Here is a 21,215-nt window from a genome sequence, read left to right as displayed (position 1 = left end):
CCCGATGACTGAGGGTTCTCATTTCTAACACTCCGTGATGGCGGTCGCCCACCCTGCCCGAATCCGGTTGACGACCGTTTGTTCCCTGGCCGGAGGGGTGTGGCAGCGAGGAGGTGGGCAGGTACACGTGTACGAACTCGTACGAATGGAACGGCAGTCGGCGGTAGAAGGGCGTGTGTGACGTGACGGAGCAGAGCGAATGGCGGTTCTCCGACGACCGGGGTCAGCAGTCGACGGCACCCCGGCCGCCCGGGCGGGTGCTGGCCTACGTCCAGGCCGGCGCCACCCTGTGGGATCTGGGAATCCGCCCGGTGGGCATATTCGGCTCCGACCACGACGGGCCTGAGCCCGACACGGCGAAGACCGGGACCCTGCCGCTGGGCGAGGTCGCGTACGTCGGGGCGGGAGCGGCCCTGGACGTCGAACGGCTGCTGAGCACCGGACCGGACCTCGTCGTGGCCGTCAGCTACGGCGGCGGCCACGTCTACGGCCTGACCCCCGAGACGGCCAAGCCCCTGGAGGAGAGGGTTCCGGTGGTCGTCCTCGACGTCAGCCAGGCCCGTACGTTCGGTGAGATCGGCGGGCGGTTCGCCGAACTGGCCCGCTCGCTCGGCGCCACGGCCCGACCGGACGCCGACCGGGACCTGGACGCCGCCCGGGAGCGGCTGCGCTCCGTGGTCGCCGCCACGTCCGCCGAAGCGCCGCGCGTGCTCGCCCTCTCCCCGGCCGGCCCGGACCAGGCGCATGTCGCGCGCCCCGGGATGTGGCCCGAGCTGCGCGTGCTCACCGAACTGGGCGTCCAGGTCACGGAGCCGGCCGAGGGCTCGGGGGCCAACTGGTCCACGCTCGACCGCTCCGACACCTTCGCGCTGCGCCCCGAGGTGATCCTGACCGACATCCGCGCCCACGCGGCCCCGTTGGAAGAGCTGAGAGGGAGCGGGGGTGCGCCGACGCCCGTCGTCCCGTGGAACCCCGAGCCCCTCTACGGGCCCCGTGACCACGCCCGGTTCCTGGGCCTGGTCGCGGACGCTCTGGAGGCGGCGCGGGCGAGCTGAGCCGGAGCGCTGTCACCGGGCGGCGGACGCGGGGTGCGGCTCCAGGGCCTCGTTACCGGGCGGGGACGAGGCCGTCGGCGACCAGGCCGGTCAGCACGGCCTCGCCCAGTGCCTGGATGGGCGCACGGGTCGGCCCGTACCTCAACTGTCGACGGGGGCGGGGCCGCGCCCCCGGGTCCTGACGGGCGTCGCTCCGGGACCTCGCAGATTTCCAAAAAACATTCTGCAAAAATCCTTTGGGAAAGCGCTCCTGTCGTCCTACGCTGAGGTCATGGACAGCGAAGACGGTCGTCGCGTACTCGATCCGGCGCAGGACGGGGCCGCCCTGAAGGCGCTCACCCACCCCCTGCGCCTCACCCTGCTCGGCCTGCTGCGGCAGCACGGCCCGGCCACCGCCAGCGAGCTCGCGGCCAGGACGGGGGAGTCCTCGGCCTCCACCAGCTACCACCTGAGGGTGCTCGCCAAATACGCTTTCGTCACCGAGGCCGAACACCGCGACAGCCGGGAACGGCGCTGGAAGTCCGTGCACGACATCACCTCGGTGAGCAACGAGGCGATGCACCGCAGCCCCGGTGGCAGCACGATCCTCAGCGTTCTGCGCCGTCGGCAGGTCGAGCACCTCCAGCGGTCGCTGGACCGCCACGAGGCGGACCTGGAGAGCGGCCGGCTGGGACGGGAATGGCAGGAGCCGTCGACTCTCGACGACCGGATGTCCCGGCTGACCCCGGAGTCCCTCGCCGAGCTGTGGGAGGTGGTCTGGGCGAAGGCCGACGAGCTGACCGCCCGTGACGCCGGGAACCCCCGAGCCGAGCAGGTCGTCCTGTTCGCCGTCGGGCTGCCGCTGGCCCCGGAGCCGGTGGGCGGTCAGAAACAGGCGGACGCCCCAGCCGGACCCGGTGCCCCGGACGCCGGTGCCCCGGACGCCCCCGCTGCCGGAGACGCCTCATGACCGGCGCGCCGGTCGTCGCCCTCCCCGCGCCGGGGCGCGGCCCGGACGAGACGACCGCGCGCCGCCGGTTCGTCACGGCCTCCTTCCTCTTCTGGCTTCCCATCGGCATGTCCATCGCGACAGGAGTGCTCCTCTTCACCGAACGGGGCATGGGCCTCGCCGCCATCGCCGGCTTCTACGCCGTGCACTCCCTCACGGCCGCCGCGATGGAACTGCCCACCGGCGGCCTCTCCGACGTCATCGGACGGCGCCCCGTCCTGGCCATCGCCGGGCTGCTCAACCTGACCGCCTTCACCCTCATCGGCCTGGGTGCGGCGGGCTGGGCCATCGCTCTCGGCATGGGGCTGATGGGCCTGGCCCGCGCCCTGTCCAGCGGGCCCGCCGAGGCCTGGTACGTCGACACCGTCCACGCCCACGCGGGACCCGGCGCCGATCTGCGTACGGGGCTGGCGCGCGGCGGCTCCGCCACCTCGGCCGCCCTCGCGCTCGGCACCCTGCTCGGCGGCGGGCTGCCCTGGCTGCTCGGCCTCGTCCCCGGCCTGGCGGAGTGGCTGGCCGACGCGACCGGCGGGCTCGTGATCCTGCTCTCCGTGCCCGCCCTGCTCGGCGCGCTGGTCGAGGTCGTCTTCGTGCTCTACGTGCTGAGCGCCCTGACCGAGCCGCCCCGCCCCCGGGCGGGTGTGCGAGGAGTCGTGGGCGGGGTGCCCGCCGCCATCGCCGCCGGGCTCCGGCTCGGCGCCCGGGACGCCCTGATCCGGCGCATCCTGCTGACCGCGAGCGCCGCGGGCGCCGCGCTCGCGGCCCTCGAACTGCTCACCCCCGGCCGGGCCGCCGCGCTCATGGGAACGGCGGAGTCCGGGGCCCTGGTCTTCGCGGGGCTCGCCTGTGCCGGATTCCTCTGCCACGCCCTGGGCAGTCAACTCGCCCCGCTCGTCGCCCGGTTCGCCGGTGGCAGTGAGCGCGCGGTGCTCGTGAGCCTCGGCCTGGTGACGCTGGGCCTGACCCTGCTCGGCCTCACCGCGCACTCGATGAGCCCCCTCGCGACGGCGACCGCCGTCACCGGCTACGGGCTGGTGTACCTGGGCCTCGGAGCCGCGGGCCCCAACGAGAACGACCTGCTGCACCGCCGGGTCGACGCCTCGGGCCGTGCCACCGCCCTCTCCGTCCAGTCGCTCTCCCTGCAACTGGTCGCCGCCGGCGCCGGACTGGCCGCCGGCACCCTGCCGCCGGGCCCGCTGCCCTGGCTGCTGGCCGCCGCGGCCGTGCTGGCCGGAGCCCTCCTCTGGCTCCGCCGGGCCGCCCCCGCGAAGCCGCTCCTCCGGCCGGATCAGCACGGCCATGACGAGCTTCCCCCGGAGAACACGCCCCCTTCGACGCCGGCCGCCGCCCCGGCGGGCGGCGGCACCGCCGGACAACTCCCCGACACGGCAACCCAGGAGACCCGCCCCCATGCCTGACCGATGTGATCCGCTGGTCATCGGCGAATGCGTCGCCGACATCGTCCGGCTGCCTGAGGAGCCCGACCGGGTCCACCCGGGCGGCAGCCCCGCGAACGTCGCGTACGGCCTGGCCCGCCTCGGCCACGACACCACCCTCCTCACCCAGCTGGGACCGGACGCTCATGGGCGGCTCATCCGGGACCACCTGACCGCAGCCGGGGTCGAGGTCCGCACCGACGACGCCACCGGCCCCACCCCGTCGGCGGCCGTCACCCTCGACGACCACGGGCACGCCACGTACGCCTTCGAGGTGGGCTGGACCCTGGGCCCGGTCGTGCTCGACCGGGTGCCGATCCATGTCCACACGGGCTCGATCGCGGCCGTCGTCGAGCCCGGGGCCGCGACGGTCCTGGCCACCGTGGAGTCCCTGCGGGCCGGCGCCACCGTCAGCTACGACCCCAACGTGCGGCCCGAGTTGATGGGCGAGCGCGCCCGGGCCCTGGCTCGCGTCGAGCGCTGCGTCGCGCTGAGCGACGTGGTGAAGGCCAGCGACGAGGACCTGCGGTGGCTGTACCCGGACGAGCACGCGGAGCAGGTGGCCGAGCGGTGGCTCGCCGCCGGCCCCGCACTCGTCCTCGTCACCCGGGGCGGGGCCGGCGCTTTCGCCCTGTTCGCCGGCGGCGGTGCCGTGGCCGAAGCCCTGCCGGTCGACGTCGTCGACACCGTCGGCGCGGGCGACGCGTTCATGTCGGGGACGCTCCACGCCCTCGCCGCGCACGGCCTCCTCGGCCCCGGCGCCCGCGACCGGCTGCACGCCGTGGACCGGGGCACCGTCACCGACGTCCTGCGCCACGCGGTCGCCTCCGCCGCCGTGACCGTCTCCCGGGCCGGGGCCAACCCGCCCGGCGCGAACGAGCTCCGCGAGGCGCTCGTCAGCAACTGACGCCACGTCATGACCCGTTCGGCGCAGTCGAACGCATCCTCGTGAGACGTTCCGCCGTTCGTCAACCGGATGCAGTACGACAACGGGATCGGGGCGACGGGTGGCGAGGCGACGGGTGGCCGACAGCGGTACGGAGCCGGGGAAGCAGGCGGGTGTCTTAGGCGCCGGGGCGCGCACGGCGGTGCTGGAGAGCGTGGCGGGCTGGGTGCCGGGGGAGCCGGTCGGCAACGACCGGCTCCCCGCGGAGTGGGAGGTCGACGACGCCTGGGTCCGCCGCCGTACCGGCATCGGCAGCCGGCACCGCGCCGGACCGGGCGTCGCCACCGGGGACCTCGCCTACGAGGCGGCCTCCCGGCTGCTGGCCCGCGACCCGGCGGCGGGGGAGGTGGACGCGGTGGTCCTCGCCACCGCCACCCCCGACCACCTCTGTCCGGGCACCGCCCCCGCGCTGGCGGCCCGGCTCGGGCTCGGCACCGTACCGGCCCTGGACATCGCCGCCGTGTGCAGCGGCTTCGTCTACGGACTCGCCGTCTGCCACGGGCTGGTCGCCTCGGGCCTCTACGACCGGGTCCTGCTGGTCGGCGCCGACGTCTACTCGACCTGGCTGGACCCCGCCGACCGCTCGGCGGGCGTCGTCTTCGGCGACGGGGCGGGCGCGGCCCTGGTGGCGGCGGGGCGCTGGGGCGATCCCGGGGAACTGCTCGCGTTCGACCTGGGCAGCGACGGCACGGGCTACGACCTGATCACCGTCCCCGGCGGCGGGGCCCGCGCACGGGCGAGCGCAAAGCCGCCGGCCCCGGACGACGGGTTCTTCCGCATGCAGGGCGGCACCGTCTACCAGCACGCCGTCGAGCGGATGACCGGCTCCTGCCGGACGCTCCTGGACCGGGTCGGCTGGGACCCGGCCGAGGTCGACCGCTTCGTGCCGCACCAGGCCAACGCCCGGATCCTGCACGCCGTCGCGGAGCGGGTCGGCATCGCGCCGCAGCGCTGCGTCACCCATGTGGAGCGGGTCGGCAACACCGGCGCCGCCTCCATCCCGCTGGCCCTGGCCGACGCGGCGGGCCGAGGCCGCCTCCGCTCCGGCGACCGGGTGCTGCTCACCGCCTTCGGGGGCGGACTGACCTGGGGTTCGGCGGCACTTCGCTGGCCGGGGTCCCCGGGGACCCCGGGGACCATTTCCACGGATTCTACGGAAGGAACACAGCATGTCGCTCCCCGCTGATCAGGGCACCGAGGCCGGAGCCGGCACCGCCATCGCGGTGACGGGGGTCGGCCTGGTGACACCCGCAGGGGCGGACGAGCACAGCTTCTGGGAGAGGCTGTGCTCCGGGCACTCCACCGCCCGGCGGTGCGAGGAACTGGCCGGTCTGCCGGTCGACTTCGCCTGCCCGGTCGACGGCATCGACCTGGACGCGGCGGTGGGCGGCCGGTCGGTGTGGCGGATGGCCCGGTTCGTGAAGCTGGCACTGGTGGCCGCCCGGCAGGCCGTCGCCGACGCCGGCCTCGACCCGGCACGGTGGGACGGCAGCCGAGTCGGGGTGGTCCTCGGCGTCGGCGTCGGCGGCGTCTCCGTCCTGGTGGACAACGCGGCCAAGCTGGCGGCCTCGGGCCCCGAGGCGGTCTCGCCGCTGCTCGTACCGATGATGATTCCCAACGCGGCGGCGGGCGAGGTCGCCATCGCCCTGAAGGCGGGCGGCCCCAGCCTCGCCCCCGCCACCGCCTGCGCCTCCGGGGCCACCGCCGTCGCCGTCGCCCGCGACCTGCTGCTCGGCGGCAGCTGCGACGTCGTGGTGGCGGGCGGCGCGGAGTCGGTGCTGACCCCGCTGGTGGTCACCGCCTTCGCCCGGATGGGCGCGCTCTCCACCCGCACCGACGACCCGGCCGGCGCGTCCCGCCCGTTCGCCGCCGACCGGGACGGCTTCGTCATCGGCGAGGGCGCCGCCATGCTCGTCCTGGAGCGCGAGACGGGGGCCCGCGCCCGGGGTGGCCGCCCGCGTGCCCTGCTCACCGGGGCCGGGTCCAGCACGGACGCCCACCACCCCACCGCCCCGGCCCCCGACGGGTACGGCGCCCAGCGGGCGGTCCAGGCGGCGCTGGCCCAGGCGGGCTGGGCCGCGTGCGACGTCGACCACATCAACGCCCACGGCACCTCCACACCCCTCAACGACGCCATGGAGACCACCCTCATCTCCCGGCTCTTCCCGCACCGCCCGCCGGTGACCGCGCCCAAGGGGGTCGTCGGGCACACCCTGGCGGCGGCGGGCGCGATCGAGGCGGTGGCCACCGTCCTGACGCTGGAACGTGGCGCCATCCCGCCGATCGCCAACCTCGACGCGCTCCCCGACGCCTTCCCGCTCGACTGCGTGACGAAGGAGCCACGTCGGCAGCGGGTCGAGACGGCCCTGAGCCACTCCTTCGGCTTCGGCGGCCACAACGTCGCCCTCGCCTTCCAACGCGCGTGATCCACAGGGGCATTTCGGGACGGCGAGGGTGTCCTCGCCGTTCCTTGATCGTTACTTTGTTGTGACCGTAATCATGAACGACGCGGCCCCGCCGTCCACGAACGACCTGCTCACCGCGGTGCTCTTCGGACCGAACTTCCGTCAGGAGCACGGGTTCTGGCGCCGACTGCTCACAACGGAGTCGTTTCGCCGCGCTGATGGTGGCACCCCCGACGAACGACTCGCTCTCTCCTACCACCGGCTGCGGATCCTCAACAACGCGCTCGACAGCGGCGCGAGACTGGCCGCCGACCCCCGGGCGCTGGCCGCCCTGCACGAGTGGCTCGGCCCGGTCGACCCGGCGCTGACCACCGTGGCGGGCGTCCACTACAACCTCTTCCTCGGCAGCCTCCTCGACCACGACGCGGGCACACTCCGCGACTTGTCGGACTTCCTCGCCCTGCGGCGCGTGGGCACCTTCCTCTGTACGGAGGTGGTGCACGGCAACGACGCGGCGGCCATCGAGACGACCGCGACGTACGACCGGGAACGCGACGGTTTCGTGCTGCACACCCCGCACGCCGGGGCGCAGAAGTTCATGCCCAACACCAGCCCCGCCGGAGGCCCCAAGTCCGGTGTGGTCGCGGCCCGGCTGCTCGTCGACGGCGCCGACCACGGGGTCTTCCTCTTCCTCGTCCCGCTCACCGACGCCCATCGCGCCCTGCCCGGTGTCCGGGTGCGGCGGCTGCCCGCCCGGATGGGTTCCCCGGTCGACCACTGCCTGACCTCTTTCGACCGCCGTTTCGTGGCGCGCGACGCACTGCTCGCCGGACAGCAGGGACGGATCGACGACGACGGGCACTTCCGCAGCGAAGTCCCCAACCGCAGAAGGCGGTTCCTGGTCTCCATCGGCCGGGTCACCCCCGGCAAGCTCTCCATGAGCGCCTGCGCGGTCGGCTCCGCCCGGGTCACCCTGGCCATCGCCGTCCGGTACGCCGGCCACCGGATGATCTCCGGATCACGCGCCGCGCGACGGATCCCGGTGTACGCGCACCGCACCCATCACGGGCCGCTGGCCGGAGCGATGGCGACCGTCTACGCGATGAGCCTGCTCCACCGCAGGGCCCTGGACCGCTGGGAGTCGGCGCCGGAGACCGACCGGGACGAGGCGGAGCGCCTGGTGGCCGTCGCCAAGGGGTGGATCACCTGGCAGGCACGCGCCGTCATCGTCGAGTGCCGCGAACGGTGCGGCGCCCAGGGGCTCCTGGAGAACAACGGCATGACCGAGCTGTTCACCGGCATCGAGGGTGTGATCACCGCCGAGGGCGACAACCTCGCCGTGCACGCCAAGGCCGCCGCCGAGATGCTGTTCAGCGCCACCGGCCCGGAACCGGCCCCGGACGGCCCCGGTGACACGGACGACCCCGCCTTCCTCGGCAGGCTGTTCGCGGCGGTGGAGGACCTCTGGTTCGCCCGCGCCCGCGAGCGGATGGCCGCCGCCCCGCCCGGCGATCCGCTCGGCCGCTGGAACGCCGCCTCGTCGGCCGCGCTGCGCGGCGTCGAGGCGCACGCCTACCGGCAGGCGGACGAAGCGTACGCCGAGGCCGTCGCCGCCCTGCCCGAGGGCCCGGCGCGCGAACGGCTGTCCGAGCTGCGCAGGCTCTTCGCGCTCCGGTGGATCGCCCGCAACAGCGGCGCCCTGCTCGCGTCCGGACGGCTGACCGCCGATCAGGTCACTTCTCTGCCCGACGCGGTGGAGGACGCGGTCGCCGTCGTGGCCGAACACACGCCCGCCCTGGTGGAGTCCTTCGCGCTCCCCGAGCGCCTGATGTCGGACTGGCCGATCGCCGGACCCGGCTACGCGGACGTGTACGACGACCCCGAGGGGCCCTGGCACCGGGGCCGCAGGGCGGGAATCCGGGGCCGCGCGGCGGAGTTCCGGCGGCCCGTCTGCGGCAGCAGGCGGCGCCCGCTGCGCGAGAAAGTGGCGGCACTCGGTACGCGCGGGGTCCTGCTGGCGTACTGGGGGACCACCTCCATGCTCTCCCGATGGTTCGAGAAGCCGCAGGTGGGCGTAGACGAATCGGTTCGCCCGAAGGCGTAACCGGAAGATCGTCATCCAGTTACATCGGGCGGCGGGCCGTCGCGTTCACGCACCCGCCGCGCGGGACGAAGCCAAGCCGATGAGACGCCGATGAGAGGAATCACCATGAAGACCATCCACCCCAAGATCACCGAGGTGCTGACCGCGACGTTCAAGGTGCCCGCCGCCGAGATCCTGCCGGAGTCCACGATGGACAGCCTGGAGATGGACTCCCTCGCGGTCGCCGAGTTCGCCGTCGTCATCAAGGAGACCCTGGGCGTCGACGCGGACTCGGAGAAGCTGTACAAGGACGCCACGCTGGCCGACATCTCCGCGTACATCGACGCGGCCGTCGGCAGCGCGGCGGCCGAGGCGACGGTGCCGGTGAGCAACACCCGATGAAGCGACCCGCCATCGCCGTCACCGGGCTGGGGATGATCACCCCGGTCGGCCACACCACCGACACCACCTGGGACGGAGTCTGCGCGGGCGTGTCGCCCGCCCGCACCGTCCCCGAACTGCTGGGCTGCGTAGTCGACTTCGCCTGTACGGTCACCGGCATCGACCTCGACGACGCGGTCGGCGGCCGGACCGCTTTCCGGATGGGCCGGTACGTCAAGTTCGCCCTCCTGGCCGCCCGGGAGGCGGTCGCCGACGCCGGGCTCGACCCCGAGCGCTGGGACGGCGCCCGGGTCGCCGTCGTCGTCGGCACGAGCAGCGGAGGATCCGCCGGACTCACCGAGCAGACCGTCGCCCTGGAGCGGCGGGGCCCCGGGGCCACCTCGCCCTCGGGCATCCTGCTGACCATCCCGAGCATGCCGGCGGCCGAGATCGCCATCCGGATGAGGGCCACCGGCCCCAGCCTGGCCCCGTGCACGGCCTGTTCGTCCGGGGTGACCGCGCTGTCGGTGGCCCGGGACATGCTGACGCTGGGCCAGTGCGACATCGCCATCGCCGGGGCCACCGAGTCGATCGTGTTCCCGGTCGCCATGACCGGCTTCGCCCGCTCCGGCGCGGCAGCGCTGCGGGACGGCGACCCCGCCCGCCTCTGCCGCCCCTTCGCTGCGGACCGGGCCGGCATCGTCATGGGCGAGGGCGCGGCCATCATGGTCCTGGAGCGGGCGGCGGACGCCCGTGCGAGAGGAGCCGTTCCCCGGGCGCTGATCGCGGGCGCGGGCGCCACCACCGACGCCCATCACCCCACCAGCCCCCACCCGTCCGGGGAGGTCGCGGGGGCGGCGGTCGACGCCGCGCTGCTCGACGCGGGCTGGCGTGCCGAGGACGTCGACCACGTCAACGCGCACGGGACGTCGACCCCCCTCAACGACGCCACCGAAGCCGCCCTCATCGGCCGGTCCTACCCGCACCGGCCGCCCGTCACCGCCCCCAAGGGCGTGCTGGGCCACTGCATGGGGGCGGCCGGCGCCATCGAAGCGGGCCTGACGATCCTCACGCTCCAGCACGGAGTGGTCCCCCCGATCGCGAACCTGGACGCCCCCGAGCCCGGGTTCGACATCGACTGCGTCACCAAGGCCCCGCGCGAGGTGCCCGTACGGCGGGCCGTCAGCCACTCCTTCGGCTTCGGCGGCCAGAACGCGGTGATCGCCCTCCAGGCTCCGTGACCAGGCCCCGCAACCCGGGCTCCGTAAGCCAAGGGCTGATCGACCCCAGGGCTGATCGACTCCCGGGCGGACTTCACCGGGCCGGTGCGGCGGGTCGATCCCGCGCCGCACCGGCCCCGCGCGCAGCCGCCCGCCGCGCCGCCTCCGACCTGCCCGAAGACGCGTGACAGCTTGCCGCCGGGCTCGACGACCACGCCGGGCGGTCCTGGCACACCGAGGCCAGGGCGGTCGCCGCCCCGGACGGGCCCGGCGGGCGCCCCTCGGTACGGTTCCCGCCGCGCCGCCGAGCGCGGACGGCGCCGGACAGCCCGCCGGGCGGACCCGTGGAACGAGTCCGCCCGGCGGCCGAGGACGTGGGAGCGGCCGTGCGGCCACCTGAGGAAGTGCCGGTCAGCGGCGTCGCCCCTGGCCGAACTCGCCACCGGCGTCCTTGCCCTTGCCCATCTCCGTGCCGTCCGCGTAGTCGATCTTCTCCTTGCGGACCTCGGCGGAGACCTCCTTCTGCTCGGTGACCCGGTTGGTCTCCAGCCGGACCCGCTCCACCGGCACGGCCTCCTTGCGCACGGTGGCGCGCTCCGCGTGCAGCGTCACCTCGACGTCCTGCTCGCCGAAGTCCGTGGTCCCGGTGGTCTTCTCACCGGGCTGCAGCGGTTCGCGGACCACGCGGACCTCTTCGTGGGACACCGGCACGGTCCGGGTGACCTCCTCGGTCACCACGTACTTGTGCAGCCGTGCCCTGCCGCTCTCGTACTCCTCCTTGCCGACGTGCAACTGCTCCTCGGAGCGGATCATCTCCTCGCGGCCGCTCATGTCGGCCGACCGGGACGTGCCCGCGCCGGCGCCCGCCATCGGGCGCGCCGTGCTGGAGGCGTCCGTGTCGCGGTGCCTGCCCGTACCGCTGCCTGCTCCTGCCATGCCCGCTCCCGTCGTTCCCGCGCCGGCCGTCCCGGCGCTCGTGCCCGCCGTGGTCGCCTTCCCGGTCGCCTTGGCGCCGGGGGCCGTTCCGGTCCCACGGGCCGTGCCCGCCGCACCGGCGGCGCCCGCCGCACCCATCGCACCGGTCCCGGCCACGGTCGGCGCGTCCATGCCCGCCGACCGGCCCGACTTCCTGGTCAGGCCGTAGTGCCGGTACAGCTCCTCCTCCTCGGCCACGGAGAGGTGCGCGTCGGCGTCCACGCGCGGCGCGTCCTTGACGCTGTCCTTCGGATGCGCGACGTGCAGGTCGGAGCCCACCCGACGGGCTCCGGCGAGCGGGACGAAGCTCTCCTTCATGCCGAACAGACCGGTCTTGACCGTGACCCAGTCGGGCTTGCCGGTGTCGTCGTCGACGTACACCCGGCCCACACTGCCGACCTTCTCGCCGTCGTTGTCGTACACGGTCAGACCGTCGAGTTCTCCGGAATCCGTGAAACCGTCAGCGGCTCCCATAACCGATTCCTCCTCTCGGGCACGCCCTGTGGGTGGCTCCACCAGAGGTGGCGCGTCCGGATTCCATCGCGCCTCACCCGCATGGACGCTGCAACCGCCCGCTTGCCCGGATCAGGGCTCCCGGAAGCCCGGTGCGGGGCCCCGGGCCCGTGCGGCGGCACCGGGCCGCCCCCGAACCCATTAGGCCAATCGGGTGAGACCCCGGGTCCCGCATATGATCGGCGGACCGTGCGGCCGAAGGACGGACCGCCGCCGACCCGCCGAGCCACCAGGGGTGCGCCATCTCTTCCGTACGCCTCCGGCCGCCCGCGCTCCGCGGCGAACTGCGCGACCGGCACGAGGGCGGGCACCGCCTCCACCACCTCCTCTGGCGGCTGGGGCCCGGCGTCCGGGTCTGCAGCAGCGCGATTCTCGGCGGCGGCATCGGCGCCCGGGCCTGGATCCTCAACGCCCAGGTCCCCGGTGGCTACCCGCGCCTCGACCCGGACCGGCACCTCGCCGAGATCGCCGCCGCGGAGGGGCTCACCGGGCCGGGCGCGGGGCTGATGACCGCCGCCGACGTCACCGCGTACACGACCGGTCAGGACGGTGGAGTCACCGCGACCGTCACCGCCGGCCTCGGCGTACGGGGCTGGGCGGCGGCCCCCGACACCGCCACCCGGGCGCCGGGTCTGCCGGAGGCGGAGGCCTCGGCGGTGCCGTTCCCGCAGGGGCCCGCGGAGGTTCCGGCGGCCCCGTTCCGGCCGGGCACGGTCAACATCGTCGTCACGCTGCCCGTCGCGCTCTCCGACGCTGCCCTGGTCAACGCCGTCGCCACCGCCACCGAGGCCAAGGTGCAGGCACTCCTGGACGCCGGACTCGACTGCTCGGGCACTCCCACGGACGCCGTGTGCGTCGCCGCTCCCGAACCGGGACCCGACGGCGGCGAACCCTTCGCCGGACCCCGGTCCACCTGGGGCGCGAGGATCGCCCGCGCCGTGCACACCGCCGTCCTGGCGGGGGCCCGCACAGCACCGTGACGGGCCCGGGCCGGCGCACCCACGGTCACCGGATGCCGCGGCTCAGCGGGCCGCCGGGACCTCGGCGATCGAGCGGCCCGCCCACGCCGGCGTCGGCTCGACGAGCGCGGCCAGCCGCTCCCGTACGGAATCCGGGAACGGGACGGTGCGGCCCGCCCGCTGGTCCACGTGGAGCGCCAGCAGCTCGCTCGTCGCCACCGGGGCGGCCTCCGGCTCCGGTACGCCGTCCGGCGCGCCGACCACGTACAGCTCGTGGCTGAAGCGCGCCTTCTTCGCGTCCACGCCCAACAGGCGGGTGCGGACAGCGAGATGGGCGCCCTCGGCCACGTCGCGGAGATAGCGCAGATGCGACTCGACGGTGTAGAGCGAGCAGCCGGTGCTCTCCCGGTACCCGGCGTGCAGACCGGTCTCGATCATCATCGCGTCGGTGGCGTACCCGAAGACGAGGACGTAGAACGCCTCGCTCATGTGGCCGTTGTAGTCGATCCACTCGGGTCGAACGGTCCGGTGGAACAGGGGGAGTTGCGTGGCGTCGTCGGTCACGGTCGTCTCCTCGGGGGTCGCGTGCTCGCTCATCGGGCGGCCTCCTCGGCGGACCGGGGCAGCCGGCCCGTGGCCCGCAGGACGTCGATGACGCCCCGGTCCCGCTCGGCGACCAGGTCGGCGATGCTCCGGCCGTCCGCCGCCTCCTCACAGCCGGCCACCACCGCCTCGTACAGCGCCCGGTCCAGTTCGGGTGCTTCGAGCCTGGTCCAGGGCGACTTGAGCGACGGGCCGAAGTGGTCGAGCATATGGGCCATTCCGCCCTCGCCGCCCGCGAGCGCGAAGGTCAGCATCGGTCCCATGACGGCCCAGCGGAGCCCCGGGCCCTCGGTGATCGACGCGTCGATCTCCGCCACCGTGGCCTCGCCGTTGGCGACCATGTGCAGGGCCTCGCGCCAGAGGGCCTCCTGGAGCCGGTTGGCTATGAAGCCGGGCACCTCGCGCTCCATGGTGATCACGGACTTGCCCGCGACGGCGTAGAAGCGCGAGGCCCAGTCGACCGCGGCGGGCGCGGTCCGTTCACCGCCGACGACCTCGACCAGGGGGATGAGGTAGGGCGGGTTGAAGGGGTGCCCGACGACGAGCCGCCCGGGGTCGGCGGCCTCGGTCTGCATGTCCGTCATCGGGTAGCCGGAGGTCGACGAGGCGATCACCGTGCCGACGGGCGCCGCGGCGTCCAGCCGGGCCAGTAGATCGCGCTTGAGGTCCAGCTTCTCGGGGGCGCTCTCCTGGACGAACTGGGCGTCGGCCACGGCCTCTTCGAGGGTCGTGGTGACGGTCAGCCGGTCCTGCGACGCTCCGGGGGCCAGCCCGAGCTGCTCCAGCGCGGGCCAGGCCGCGGCGATGAGCCGGCGCAGCCGGACGGCCGCGTCGGGGGCCGGGTCCCAGGCGGTGACGTCGTATCCGCGGGCGAGGAAGTGGGCCGCCCAGCCACCGCCGATCACCCCGGCCCCGACGCACGCGACACGGCGTACGTCCTCCGGGGCGCAGGGGGCGGCGGGGCCGTCGGTCGTGGCGGCGGAGGGGGTGACAGTCACGGGCGGCACTCCAGAAAGACGGTGGGGGAGGGAGAGAGGGAAGAAGCGCGAAGAGGGTAGGGCGTACGGGAGGGAGAGGGAGGTGTGCGTGGTCAGGCGCGCGGGCGCAGGCCGAGCTTCACGCGTGCCTCGTCGGGCGTGGCGACCCGGGAGCCCAGGGATTCGGTGATCCGCACGGCGCGCTCCACCAACTGGCCGTTGGTGGCCTTGACGCCCCGGCCCAGATAGAGGTTGTCCTCTAGGCCGACCCGGACGTGTCCGCCGAGCAGGATCGACTGGGCGGCCCAGGGCATCTGCATCCGGCCGAGCGCGAAGCTCGCCCACTGGGCACCCGTCGGAAGCATGTTGACCATCGCCTGGAGGACGCCCGGGTCGGCGGGCGCGCCCCACGGAATGCCCATGCAGAGCTGGAAGACCGTGGGGTCGTCGAGCAACCCCTCGGCGAGGAGCTGTTTGGCGAACCACAGCTGCCCGGTGTCGAAGATCTCCAGCTCGGGCCGGACCCCGAGCTCCTGGATGCGCTTCGCGCCGGTGCGGAGCATGTCGGGGGTCGAGACGTAGAGGTTGCTGCCGTCACCGAAGTTGAGCGAACCGCAGTCCAGGGTGCAGATGTCCGGCAGCAGGTCCTCGACGTGCGGCAGCCGTTCGAGACCGCCGACCAGATCGGTGCCCGGCAGCTGACGGAGCGGGGCCTCCGGGTCGATGACGAGGTCTCCGCCCATGCCGGCGGTCAGGTTGATGACCACATCGGTGCCGGTCTCCCGGATCCGCTCGACGACCTCGCGGTAGAGCCGCGGATCGCGGGAGGGCGCGCCGGTCTCCGGCTCGCGGACATGGATGTGCACTACGGCGGCCCCGGCCCCGGCTGCCTCGACGGCGGAGGCGGCGATCTGCTCGGGCGCCACCGGGACATGGGGGCTGCGTCCGACGGTGTCGCCGGCTCCGGTGAGCGCGCAGGTGATGATGACGTCCTGGTTCACGGGCATGCGGGAACGTCTCCTCTCGGGGAGTTCGGGGAGTTCGGGGAGTTCGGGGAGTTCGGGAAGATCGGGAGTTCGCGTTCAGGGGTTGGGGGTACAGGAGGTGTACGGGCGGGTGCGGGCGTCAGCCGGCCAGGGGCGACGTCAGGCAGGCGTCCACGTGGGCGATGAGCGCGTCGTGCATGGTCCCTGCGCCGGTGCCGGGGAGGCCGGGCTCGGTGGCCAGGACCTGGGAGGCCAGTCCGTCGATCAGAGCGGTGAGGGCGAGCGCCGTGCTGTCCGGGTCGACCGGACGGAACACGCCTTGTTCGACGCCGCGACGGATCACGTCGGCGACCGTTCCCCGCCACTGGCGGTAGTACTCCACGTGGAGCCGTCCGACCGTGGTGGACCGGGCGGCCTCGGCCCACAGGTCGAGCCAGACGCACCACTGCCGCCGTTGCTGTTCGGTGCGGGGCGTCTGGAGCTCGATCAGCAGGCGCAGCTCGTCCCCGGCGTGACGGGTGCCGGCCGTGGCGTCGGCACGGCGACGGGTGTCCTCGTCCATGCACCAGCGGACCGCCGCCTCGAGCAGTTCGTCCCGGCCGGGGAAGTGGTAGTGGATCGCCGCCGTGCTGGTGTGGCAGGCCGCGGCGATGTCGGCGACCCGGACGGCGTGGAATCCGCGTTCGGCGATGAGCCGGACGGTCTCCCGCACGATCTGCAAGGGTCTGCCGCCCTCCGGCGAGGGCGACGGCGTGCGAGGGGGCGACGGGGCGCGCACGGTCGACGGCGTCGCGCTGCCGACCGTCGTGCCGACTGTCGCACCGCCCGCCGCACCGGCTGTCGCATCGTCACCGGCACCGGTCGTCGTACTGATCAGCCGACCGACGTCCACGCCGCCGATGTCCGCGATCCGGGCCAGCTCGGCGGCGGTGAAGCGCCGTGTGCCGTTCAGGGAACGGGACAACTTCGACGGATCGATGACGATCCGCCGCGCGAACTCGCGCGCGCTGACGCCCGTCGCGTCGATCACCTGCCGGACCCGTGCGGCCACCTCGTCCTGCTGCATGGTCAGCCACCGTAGCCCTGTGTTGAGAAAACCTCAACATCAGCGAGATGTGGTCCCTGAGGTGACACGGTGTTGCGGTTCTGACTGATGCATCAGTCAGAACCGCAACACCTGCTCGCCCGCGGTTCGCCCGGCCAACGCCCGACGGGGTGGCTCGCGATGATCACTCCTGGACGAGCATCCCGCACCGCAGCTTGCCCAGCATTCGGCTCAGCAGCCGGGACACGTGCATCTGCGATATCCCGAGCTCCGTGCCGATCTGTGCCTGGGTCATCTCCTGGCCGAAGCGCATGTCGATGATCCGGCGCTCCCGATCGTCCAGTTCGTCCAGCAGGGGGGCGAGGGCGTGGAGGTTCTCCACGGTCTCCATGGCGGGGTCCGGCTCGCCCAGCACATCGGCGAAGGTCCGCCCGGCGTTCTGGCGGGGCCCGGCCTCACCGGTGTCGGTCGGCATGTCCAGGGAGCCGGCCGTATAGCCGTTGGAAGCGACGATCCCCTCCGTGACCTCGGACTCCTCGATCCCCAGGTCCTCTGCCAGCTCCCGCACGGTGGGGTCCCGGTCGAGGTCGCCCGCCAGGGACTCCTTCGCCTTGGCGAGGTCGACCCGCAGTTCCTGGAGGCGCCGCGGCACGTGCACGGCCCAGCTCGTGTCACGGAAGAACCGCTTGATCTCCCCGACGATGTACGGCACCGCGAACGAGGTGAACTCGACTTCCCGCGAGAGGTCGAAGCGGTCGATCGCCTTGATCAGCCCGATGGTGCCGACCTGGACGATGTCCTCCATGTCGCCGCTGCCCCGGTTGCGGAAGCGGTTGGCGGCGAAGCGGACGAGGGACAAATTCATCTCGATAAGGGTGTTGCGCGCGTACTGGTACTCGTGCGTGCCCTCCTCCAGCGTCTGGAGGCGGTCGAAGAAGAGGCGCGAGAGCCGGCGCGCGTCCATCGGGGCGACCTTCCCGGCATCCTCGATCCACGGAAGTTCCTCGGTGGCGCCCGCCTGCTTCGTACCGGCCGTCTGCGCGGTCTGTGCGGTCTGCGCGGTCATGTCGGCTTCACGCTCCCTGGTTCGTAGGCCCTGAGGTCTGTTCGCCTTCCCAGAGGCACGGCTCTCATACGTCGAAGACGGAGTTGATCCGGCCAACCGGAGTGAGTTGACTTGAAACAGGCGCAGTTCGGCTCTGAGGCGCGGTCATCCGAGAGGCATGAGACCGGAGGAGCGAGCCGAGTGGCACGGACCGCGAGATGCGGGTCGAAAGCCGCGAGCCCAAGGGCGCAGGTAGAGGTCGCACGTGAACGGCGCGGGCAATGAATGCGCAAACAACCGCCCCACCGGTACGGGGGAGCCCGGTGGGGCGGTCGCCACCAGAGTGCCACAGCCGGGGGGTCGTTGGGACCGGACCGGCGCGTATCGGCCTACGGATGAGTCGATTTCGCCGCTCGCCGGTTCGGGCGTGCGCCGGGGCATCGGAGTGTCGCAGGGCCGTCGGCTCCGGTGGCGCGGGCATGGCGCGGGGCGGACAGCCCGTGCCCCGATGATGGCGGCGCCGTGAACAGATCCGCCTCGCGGAATACCTGCCGTACCCACCGGCTTCTGCCTGGCGGGTACGCCGCTCCCGACCCCGGGCACCCGTGCCGAGAACCGTGCGATGAACGGAACGAGAACGAGGAAGACCATGACCCAGGACAGCACCCGGCCCCGGACCGATGATCCTTCCAGGCTCCACCCCCTGGACAACCCCGCCCGGTCCTCGCTGACCGGCCCGCACGCCCACTTCGCCGAGAGCCGCGGGCGCGTCCTGCGCTATCCCGCCGACGTCAGTACCTGGATCGGGCTCCCCGACGCCCCGGACGCCCGGGACTGGGCCGATGTCGCGGCGCTCGCCGGGCCGGGCGGCTCCGTCGCCCTGTCCGCGTTCCAGGAGCCACCGCCGCAGGACTGGGAGACAGTCTTCCGGGCCGAGGGCGTCCAGCTGGTCGACGCGTCGGTGGACGCCGCTCCCGATCCGGAGGCGGTCCCGCTGGGCCCCCGGGACGTGCCGGAGATGCTGGACCTGGTGGCGCGCACCCGCCCCGGTCCCTTCCTGCCGCGTACGGTCGAGCTGGGCACGTATCTGGGCATCCGTCGGGGCGGCGCGCTGGTGGCGATGGCGGGGGAGCGGCTGCACCCGCCCGGCTTCACGGAGATCAGCGGTGTCTGCACGGACGAGTCCGTACGGGGGCAGGGGCTGGCGAGCCGACTGGTCCTGGCGGTCGCGCACGGGATCCGAGAGCGCGGCGAGACGCCGTTCCTGCATGCCTCCGCCTCCAACACCGGGGCCGTCCGGCTCTACGAGTCCCTGGGGTTCCGGCTTCGCCGGCGTACGGAATTCATCTCCGCGCTCGTCCCCGTCACGCTCCCGTCCGCCGACGGGAGCCGCAGGCCCTCGCTGCGCTGACTTGTACAGGTACCCCCGGTACGGGACCAGGGCCCCGGGCAGGACCTTCGGCAGCCGCTCGGGGCCCTAAGCCCTCCTGCGCGCACGCCCGCCACCCGGTCAACTGGAAGGGACCGACCGAAACCGCGGGCGGCACCTGGAGATCAGCGGGAGGACAGGCCGTGCCCATGAGGTTGCTGGACATGGCACAGAAGCGGAGCGGCGTACGGCCCCGGGGTGGTACCGCGCCCGGAGCGGACGCGGGCGTCGGGGCGGTGTCCCAGAGCCGGATCGGCAACTGGGCACTGCTCAGCGGTCTCGCGCTGCTGACCGTACTCGTCGTGTTCCTCGACGCCAGCACAGGCAACGACCTGCGGGTCGTGCCGCTGCTCGTGGTCGTCCCCGCACTGGCCTCCGTCTACTGCAGCCTCCGCCAGACCATCTGGATCGCGGTGTGGATCACCACCGTCGTCGTCGGGTTCCGGGTCGGGGCGGACGGCACCTTCTGGGACTTCGTCTTCGGCATCGGATTCGCCGTACTGGCCTGTGCGCTCGGGGTCGCCGCCTGCGCGGCGCGCATCCGGCACGCCACCGAGATGGCGCGGCTGCGGTCCGCCGCCGTCGCCCTGCAGCGCCAGATCCTGCGGCCGCTGCCGGTCGGCACCGACCACGTCGTCGCGCACGGGCTCTACGAGCCGATCGAGGAGGACCGCTTCGTCGGCGGAGACATCTACGAGGTCGTCGAGTCGCCCTACGGGACCCGCGTGATCATCGGAGACGTCCAGGGCAAGGGGCTCGCGGCCATCGGCGCCGGATTCGCGGCCATCGCCGCGTTCCGTGAGGCGGCCATCCGCGAACCCACGCTCACGGGAGTGGTGGAGGCACTGGAGGCCGCCGTCGTCCGGCACAACGTGTTCTCCGCCCAGACGGGTGAGGCCGAACGCTTCGTGACCGCGCTCGTCCTCGGGTTCGACGAGGGCGGCCGGGTGGAGGCCGTGAACTGCGGGCACCTGCCGCCGCGCCTGCTGCACGACGGCCGGTCCTCGGCCGTCACGCTCCACCGGACGTACGTCCCCCTCGGCCTCGCCGGACTCAGCCAGGAGACCCGTACGACCGAGTCCTTCGATTTCCCGCCGGGCGCGACACTCCTCGTCGTCACCGACGGGGTGACCGAGGCCCGCGACCTCGGCGGCGCCTTCTACCCGCTGGACGAGCGGATCAGAGCCTGGGCCGGGCATGGGCCGCGCGAACTTCTCGACGCGCTCCACGTCGATCTGGGGGAGTTCTCCGGAGGCGTCCGGCGCGACGACATCGCCGCGCTCGCCCTGTCGCGCACCTCTGCCGACGACGGGCGGCGGCCCGCGGTTCCGGGCGCCGCGATCCCCGGCGACGCCATTCCCGGCGACGCCGGTTCCGGCGCCGGGGCCCTGGGCGATCCCGCCGAAGCGGGCGAGGCCCAGCAGCGGACCGCCGCGGTCTGAACGCGCGCCGCGAGACTGCGGCAGGCATCCCTGATGTCCCCACGAGACGAATGTCGCGTGGGGACATTTTCAGGTGTACGGTGCATGTATGACTCCGGAACGGAAGATCCCGGATCGGCGCGGCCGCAAGGCGCGCCGCACCCGCGACACCCTGGCGCAGGCCGCGTTCGAGCTGGTGCTCGACCGGGGGCTGCGGAACGTGACGGTCGAGGAGATCGCGGAAGCCGCGGACGTCGACCGTCGTACGTTCAGCAGGTATTTCCCGAGCAAGGAGGCCGCCGCCCTCGACTCCCTGCGGGGCGACGGCGACCGCATCAACGCGGCCCTGCGAGCCCGCCCGGCCCCTGAACCCCCGCTCCTCGCCTACCGGCGGGCCGTCCTCGACTGGCTCGCCGATCCCGCGTCGGAGCCCTGGCACCGCCGCCCCCGGATCTTCGACCTGCTGGTCGTCGCCGAGGAGGAGCCGACCCTCTACGCCGTCTTCCACCACATCCGGGTGGACGCCCAGGAGGACTCGGTCGCCATCGTCGCGGACCGGCTCGGCGTCGATCCCCGGCAGGACATCCGGCCCGCCGTGACCGTCGCCGCAGGAGCGGGCGCGCTGCTCGCCGCCCAGGCCGCCTGGGTGCGCGGAGGCCGGCCGGACGCTCTGCCCGGACTGGTCGCCGAGGCGTTCGACGCGCTCTCCGCCGACCTGCTCGGCGAGCCGCGCCCCGCTCCGTAACAG

Annotated in this window: 19 protein-coding genes; 13 read left to right on the top strand and 6 right to left on the bottom strand. The window is 73.6% G+C overall.

The genetic code is table 11. The features are described from left to right. The first annotated feature begins 182 nt into the window (after positions 1–182). The 9 genes from D581_RS0107670 to D581_RS0107625 all read left to right on the top strand — a co-directional run bounded on the left by D581_RS0107670 (position 183) and on the right by D581_RS0107625 (position 10,535). Complete coding sequence (locus tag D581_RS0107670; protein ID WP_018956648.1) at positions 183–1,055, top strand: ABC transporter substrate-binding protein; 873 nt, start codon at positions 183–185, stop codon at positions 1,053–1,055. 271 nt (positions 1,056–1,326) lie between these two features. Further along, positions 1,327–2,004, top strand: a complete 678-nt coding sequence (locus D581_RS0107660) for a winged helix-turn-helix domain-containing protein (protein ID WP_018956646.1) — start codon at positions 1,327–1,329, stop codon at positions 2,002–2,004. Continuing rightward, entirely contained in the window at positions 2,001–3,461 is a 1,461-nt protein-coding gene (locus tag D581_RS0107655; protein WP_018956645.1) for an MFS transporter, read from the top strand. The genes D581_RS0107660 and D581_RS0107655 overlap by 4 nt, the downstream gene beginning before the upstream one ends. After that, positions 3,454–4,386 carry a carbohydrate kinase family protein gene (locus D581_RS0107650; protein ID WP_018956644.1) on the top strand — a complete coding sequence of 311 codons (933 nt, stop codon included), beginning with the start codon at positions 3,454–3,456 and terminating at the stop codon, positions 4,384–4,386. Before D581_RS0107655 ends, D581_RS0107650 begins: the two co-directional genes overlap by 8 nt. Before the next feature lie 115 nt (positions 4,387–4,501). Next, positions 4,502–5,611 (top strand): beta-ketoacyl-ACP synthase 3, encoded by a 1,110-nt coding sequence (locus D581_RS0107645; RefSeq protein ID WP_018956643.1) that lies wholly within the window; start codon positions 4,502–4,504, stop codon positions 5,609–5,611. Next, positions 5,595–6,851, top strand: a complete 1,257-nt coding sequence (locus tag D581_RS0107640) for a beta-ketoacyl-[acyl-carrier-protein] synthase family protein (protein WP_018956642.1) — start codon at positions 5,595–5,597, stop codon at positions 6,849–6,851. Before D581_RS0107645 ends, D581_RS0107640 begins: the two co-directional genes overlap by 17 nt. Before the next feature lie 73 nt (positions 6,852–6,924). Continuing rightward, positions 6,925–8,934, top strand: a complete 2,010-nt coding sequence (locus D581_RS0107635) for an acyl-CoA dehydrogenase family protein (protein ID WP_018956641.1) — start codon at positions 6,925–6,927, stop codon at positions 8,932–8,934. Between the two features lie 105 nt (positions 8,935–9,039). Next, positions 9,040–9,315, top strand: coding sequence for an acyl carrier protein (locus tag D581_RS0107630; RefSeq protein ID WP_018956640.1), 276 nt, complete (start codon positions 9,040–9,042; stop codon positions 9,313–9,315). Then, positions 9,312–10,535: a beta-ketoacyl-[acyl-carrier-protein] synthase family protein gene (locus tag D581_RS0107625; RefSeq protein WP_018956639.1), complete on the top strand. Its 1,224-nt coding sequence runs from the start codon at positions 9,312–9,314 to the stop codon at positions 10,533–10,535. Before D581_RS0107630 ends, D581_RS0107625 begins: the two co-directional genes overlap by 4 nt. A 390-nt stretch (positions 10,536–10,925) precedes the next feature. Here D581_RS0107625 and D581_RS0107620 read toward each other — a convergent pair whose 3' ends face one another. Next, positions 10,926–11,963, bottom strand: coding sequence for a PRC and DUF2382 domain-containing protein (locus tag D581_RS0107620; RefSeq protein WP_018956638.1), 1,038 nt, complete (start codon positions 11,961–11,963; stop codon positions 10,926–10,928). Between the two features lie 281 nt (positions 11,964–12,244). Between D581_RS0107620 and D581_RS0107615 the strand changes: the two genes are divergently transcribed. Beyond that, positions 12,245–12,982 (top strand): adenosylcobinamide amidohydrolase, encoded by a 738-nt coding sequence (locus D581_RS0107615; protein WP_051114552.1) that lies wholly within the window; start codon positions 12,245–12,247, stop codon positions 12,980–12,982. Positions 12,983–13,024: 42 nt separating this feature from the next. Here the strand turns inward: D581_RS0107615 and D581_RS0107610 are convergent, their stop codons facing one another. From D581_RS0107610 to D581_RS0107590, 5 genes are all read right to left on the bottom strand, one after another. Beyond that, a complete protein-coding gene (locus tag D581_RS0107610; RefSeq protein ID WP_018956636.1) occupies positions 13,025–13,558 on the bottom strand; it encodes a thioesterase family protein in 534 nt (177 codons plus the stop codon). Continuing rightward, positions 13,555–14,562, bottom strand: a complete 1,008-nt coding sequence (locus D581_RS0107605; RefSeq protein WP_018956635.1) for a 3-hydroxyacyl-CoA dehydrogenase NAD-binding domain-containing protein — start codon at positions 14,560–14,562, stop codon at positions 13,555–13,557. The genes D581_RS0107610 and D581_RS0107605 overlap by 4 nt, the downstream gene beginning before the upstream one ends. Before the next feature lie 92 nt (positions 14,563–14,654). Continuing rightward, positions 14,655–15,548, bottom strand: coding sequence for a beta-keto acid cleavage family enzyme (locus D581_RS0107600; RefSeq protein ID WP_018956634.1), 894 nt, complete (start codon positions 15,546–15,548; stop codon positions 14,655–14,657). A gap of 118 nt (positions 15,549–15,666) precedes the next feature. Continuing rightward, the gene (locus D581_RS0107595; RefSeq protein WP_018956633.1) at positions 15,667–16,593 is read right to left on the bottom strand and encodes a TetR/AcrR family transcriptional regulator; all 927 of its coding nucleotides are present in this window, start codon (positions 16,591–16,593) and stop codon (positions 15,667–15,669) included. A gap of 163 nt (positions 16,594–16,756) precedes the next feature. Then, positions 16,757–17,638 (bottom strand): RNA polymerase sigma factor SigF, encoded by an 882-nt coding sequence (locus D581_RS0107590; RefSeq protein WP_018956632.1) that lies wholly within the window; start codon positions 17,636–17,638, stop codon positions 16,757–16,759. A 628-nt stretch (positions 17,639–18,266) separates the two neighbouring features. Between D581_RS0107590 and D581_RS0107585 the strand changes: the two genes are divergently transcribed. The 3 genes from D581_RS0107585 (at position 18,267) to D581_RS0107575 (ending at position 21,212) form a co-directional block, all read left to right on the top strand. Next, entirely contained in the window at positions 18,267–19,028 is a 762-nt protein-coding gene (locus D581_RS0107585) for a GNAT family N-acetyltransferase (RefSeq protein ID WP_018956631.1), read from the top strand. Between the two features lie 182 nt (positions 19,029–19,210). Beyond that, on the top strand, positions 19,211–20,488 hold the full coding sequence (locus D581_RS0107580; RefSeq protein WP_018956630.1) for a PP2C family protein-serine/threonine phosphatase: 1,278 nt from the start codon (positions 19,211–19,213) through the stop codon (positions 20,486–20,488). Positions 20,489–20,576: 88 nt separating this feature from the next. Beyond that, positions 20,577–21,212 (top strand): TetR family transcriptional regulator, encoded by a 636-nt coding sequence (locus D581_RS0107575; RefSeq protein WP_018956629.1) that lies wholly within the window; start codon positions 20,577–20,579, stop codon positions 21,210–21,212. The last annotated feature ends 3 nt before the right edge of the window (positions 21,213–21,215 follow it).

Source organism: Streptomyces sp. CNB091 (genome assembly GCF_000377965.1).
Note: the sequence above shows the minus strand (reverse complement) of the source record. Positions and strands in the feature narration are given on the sequence as shown.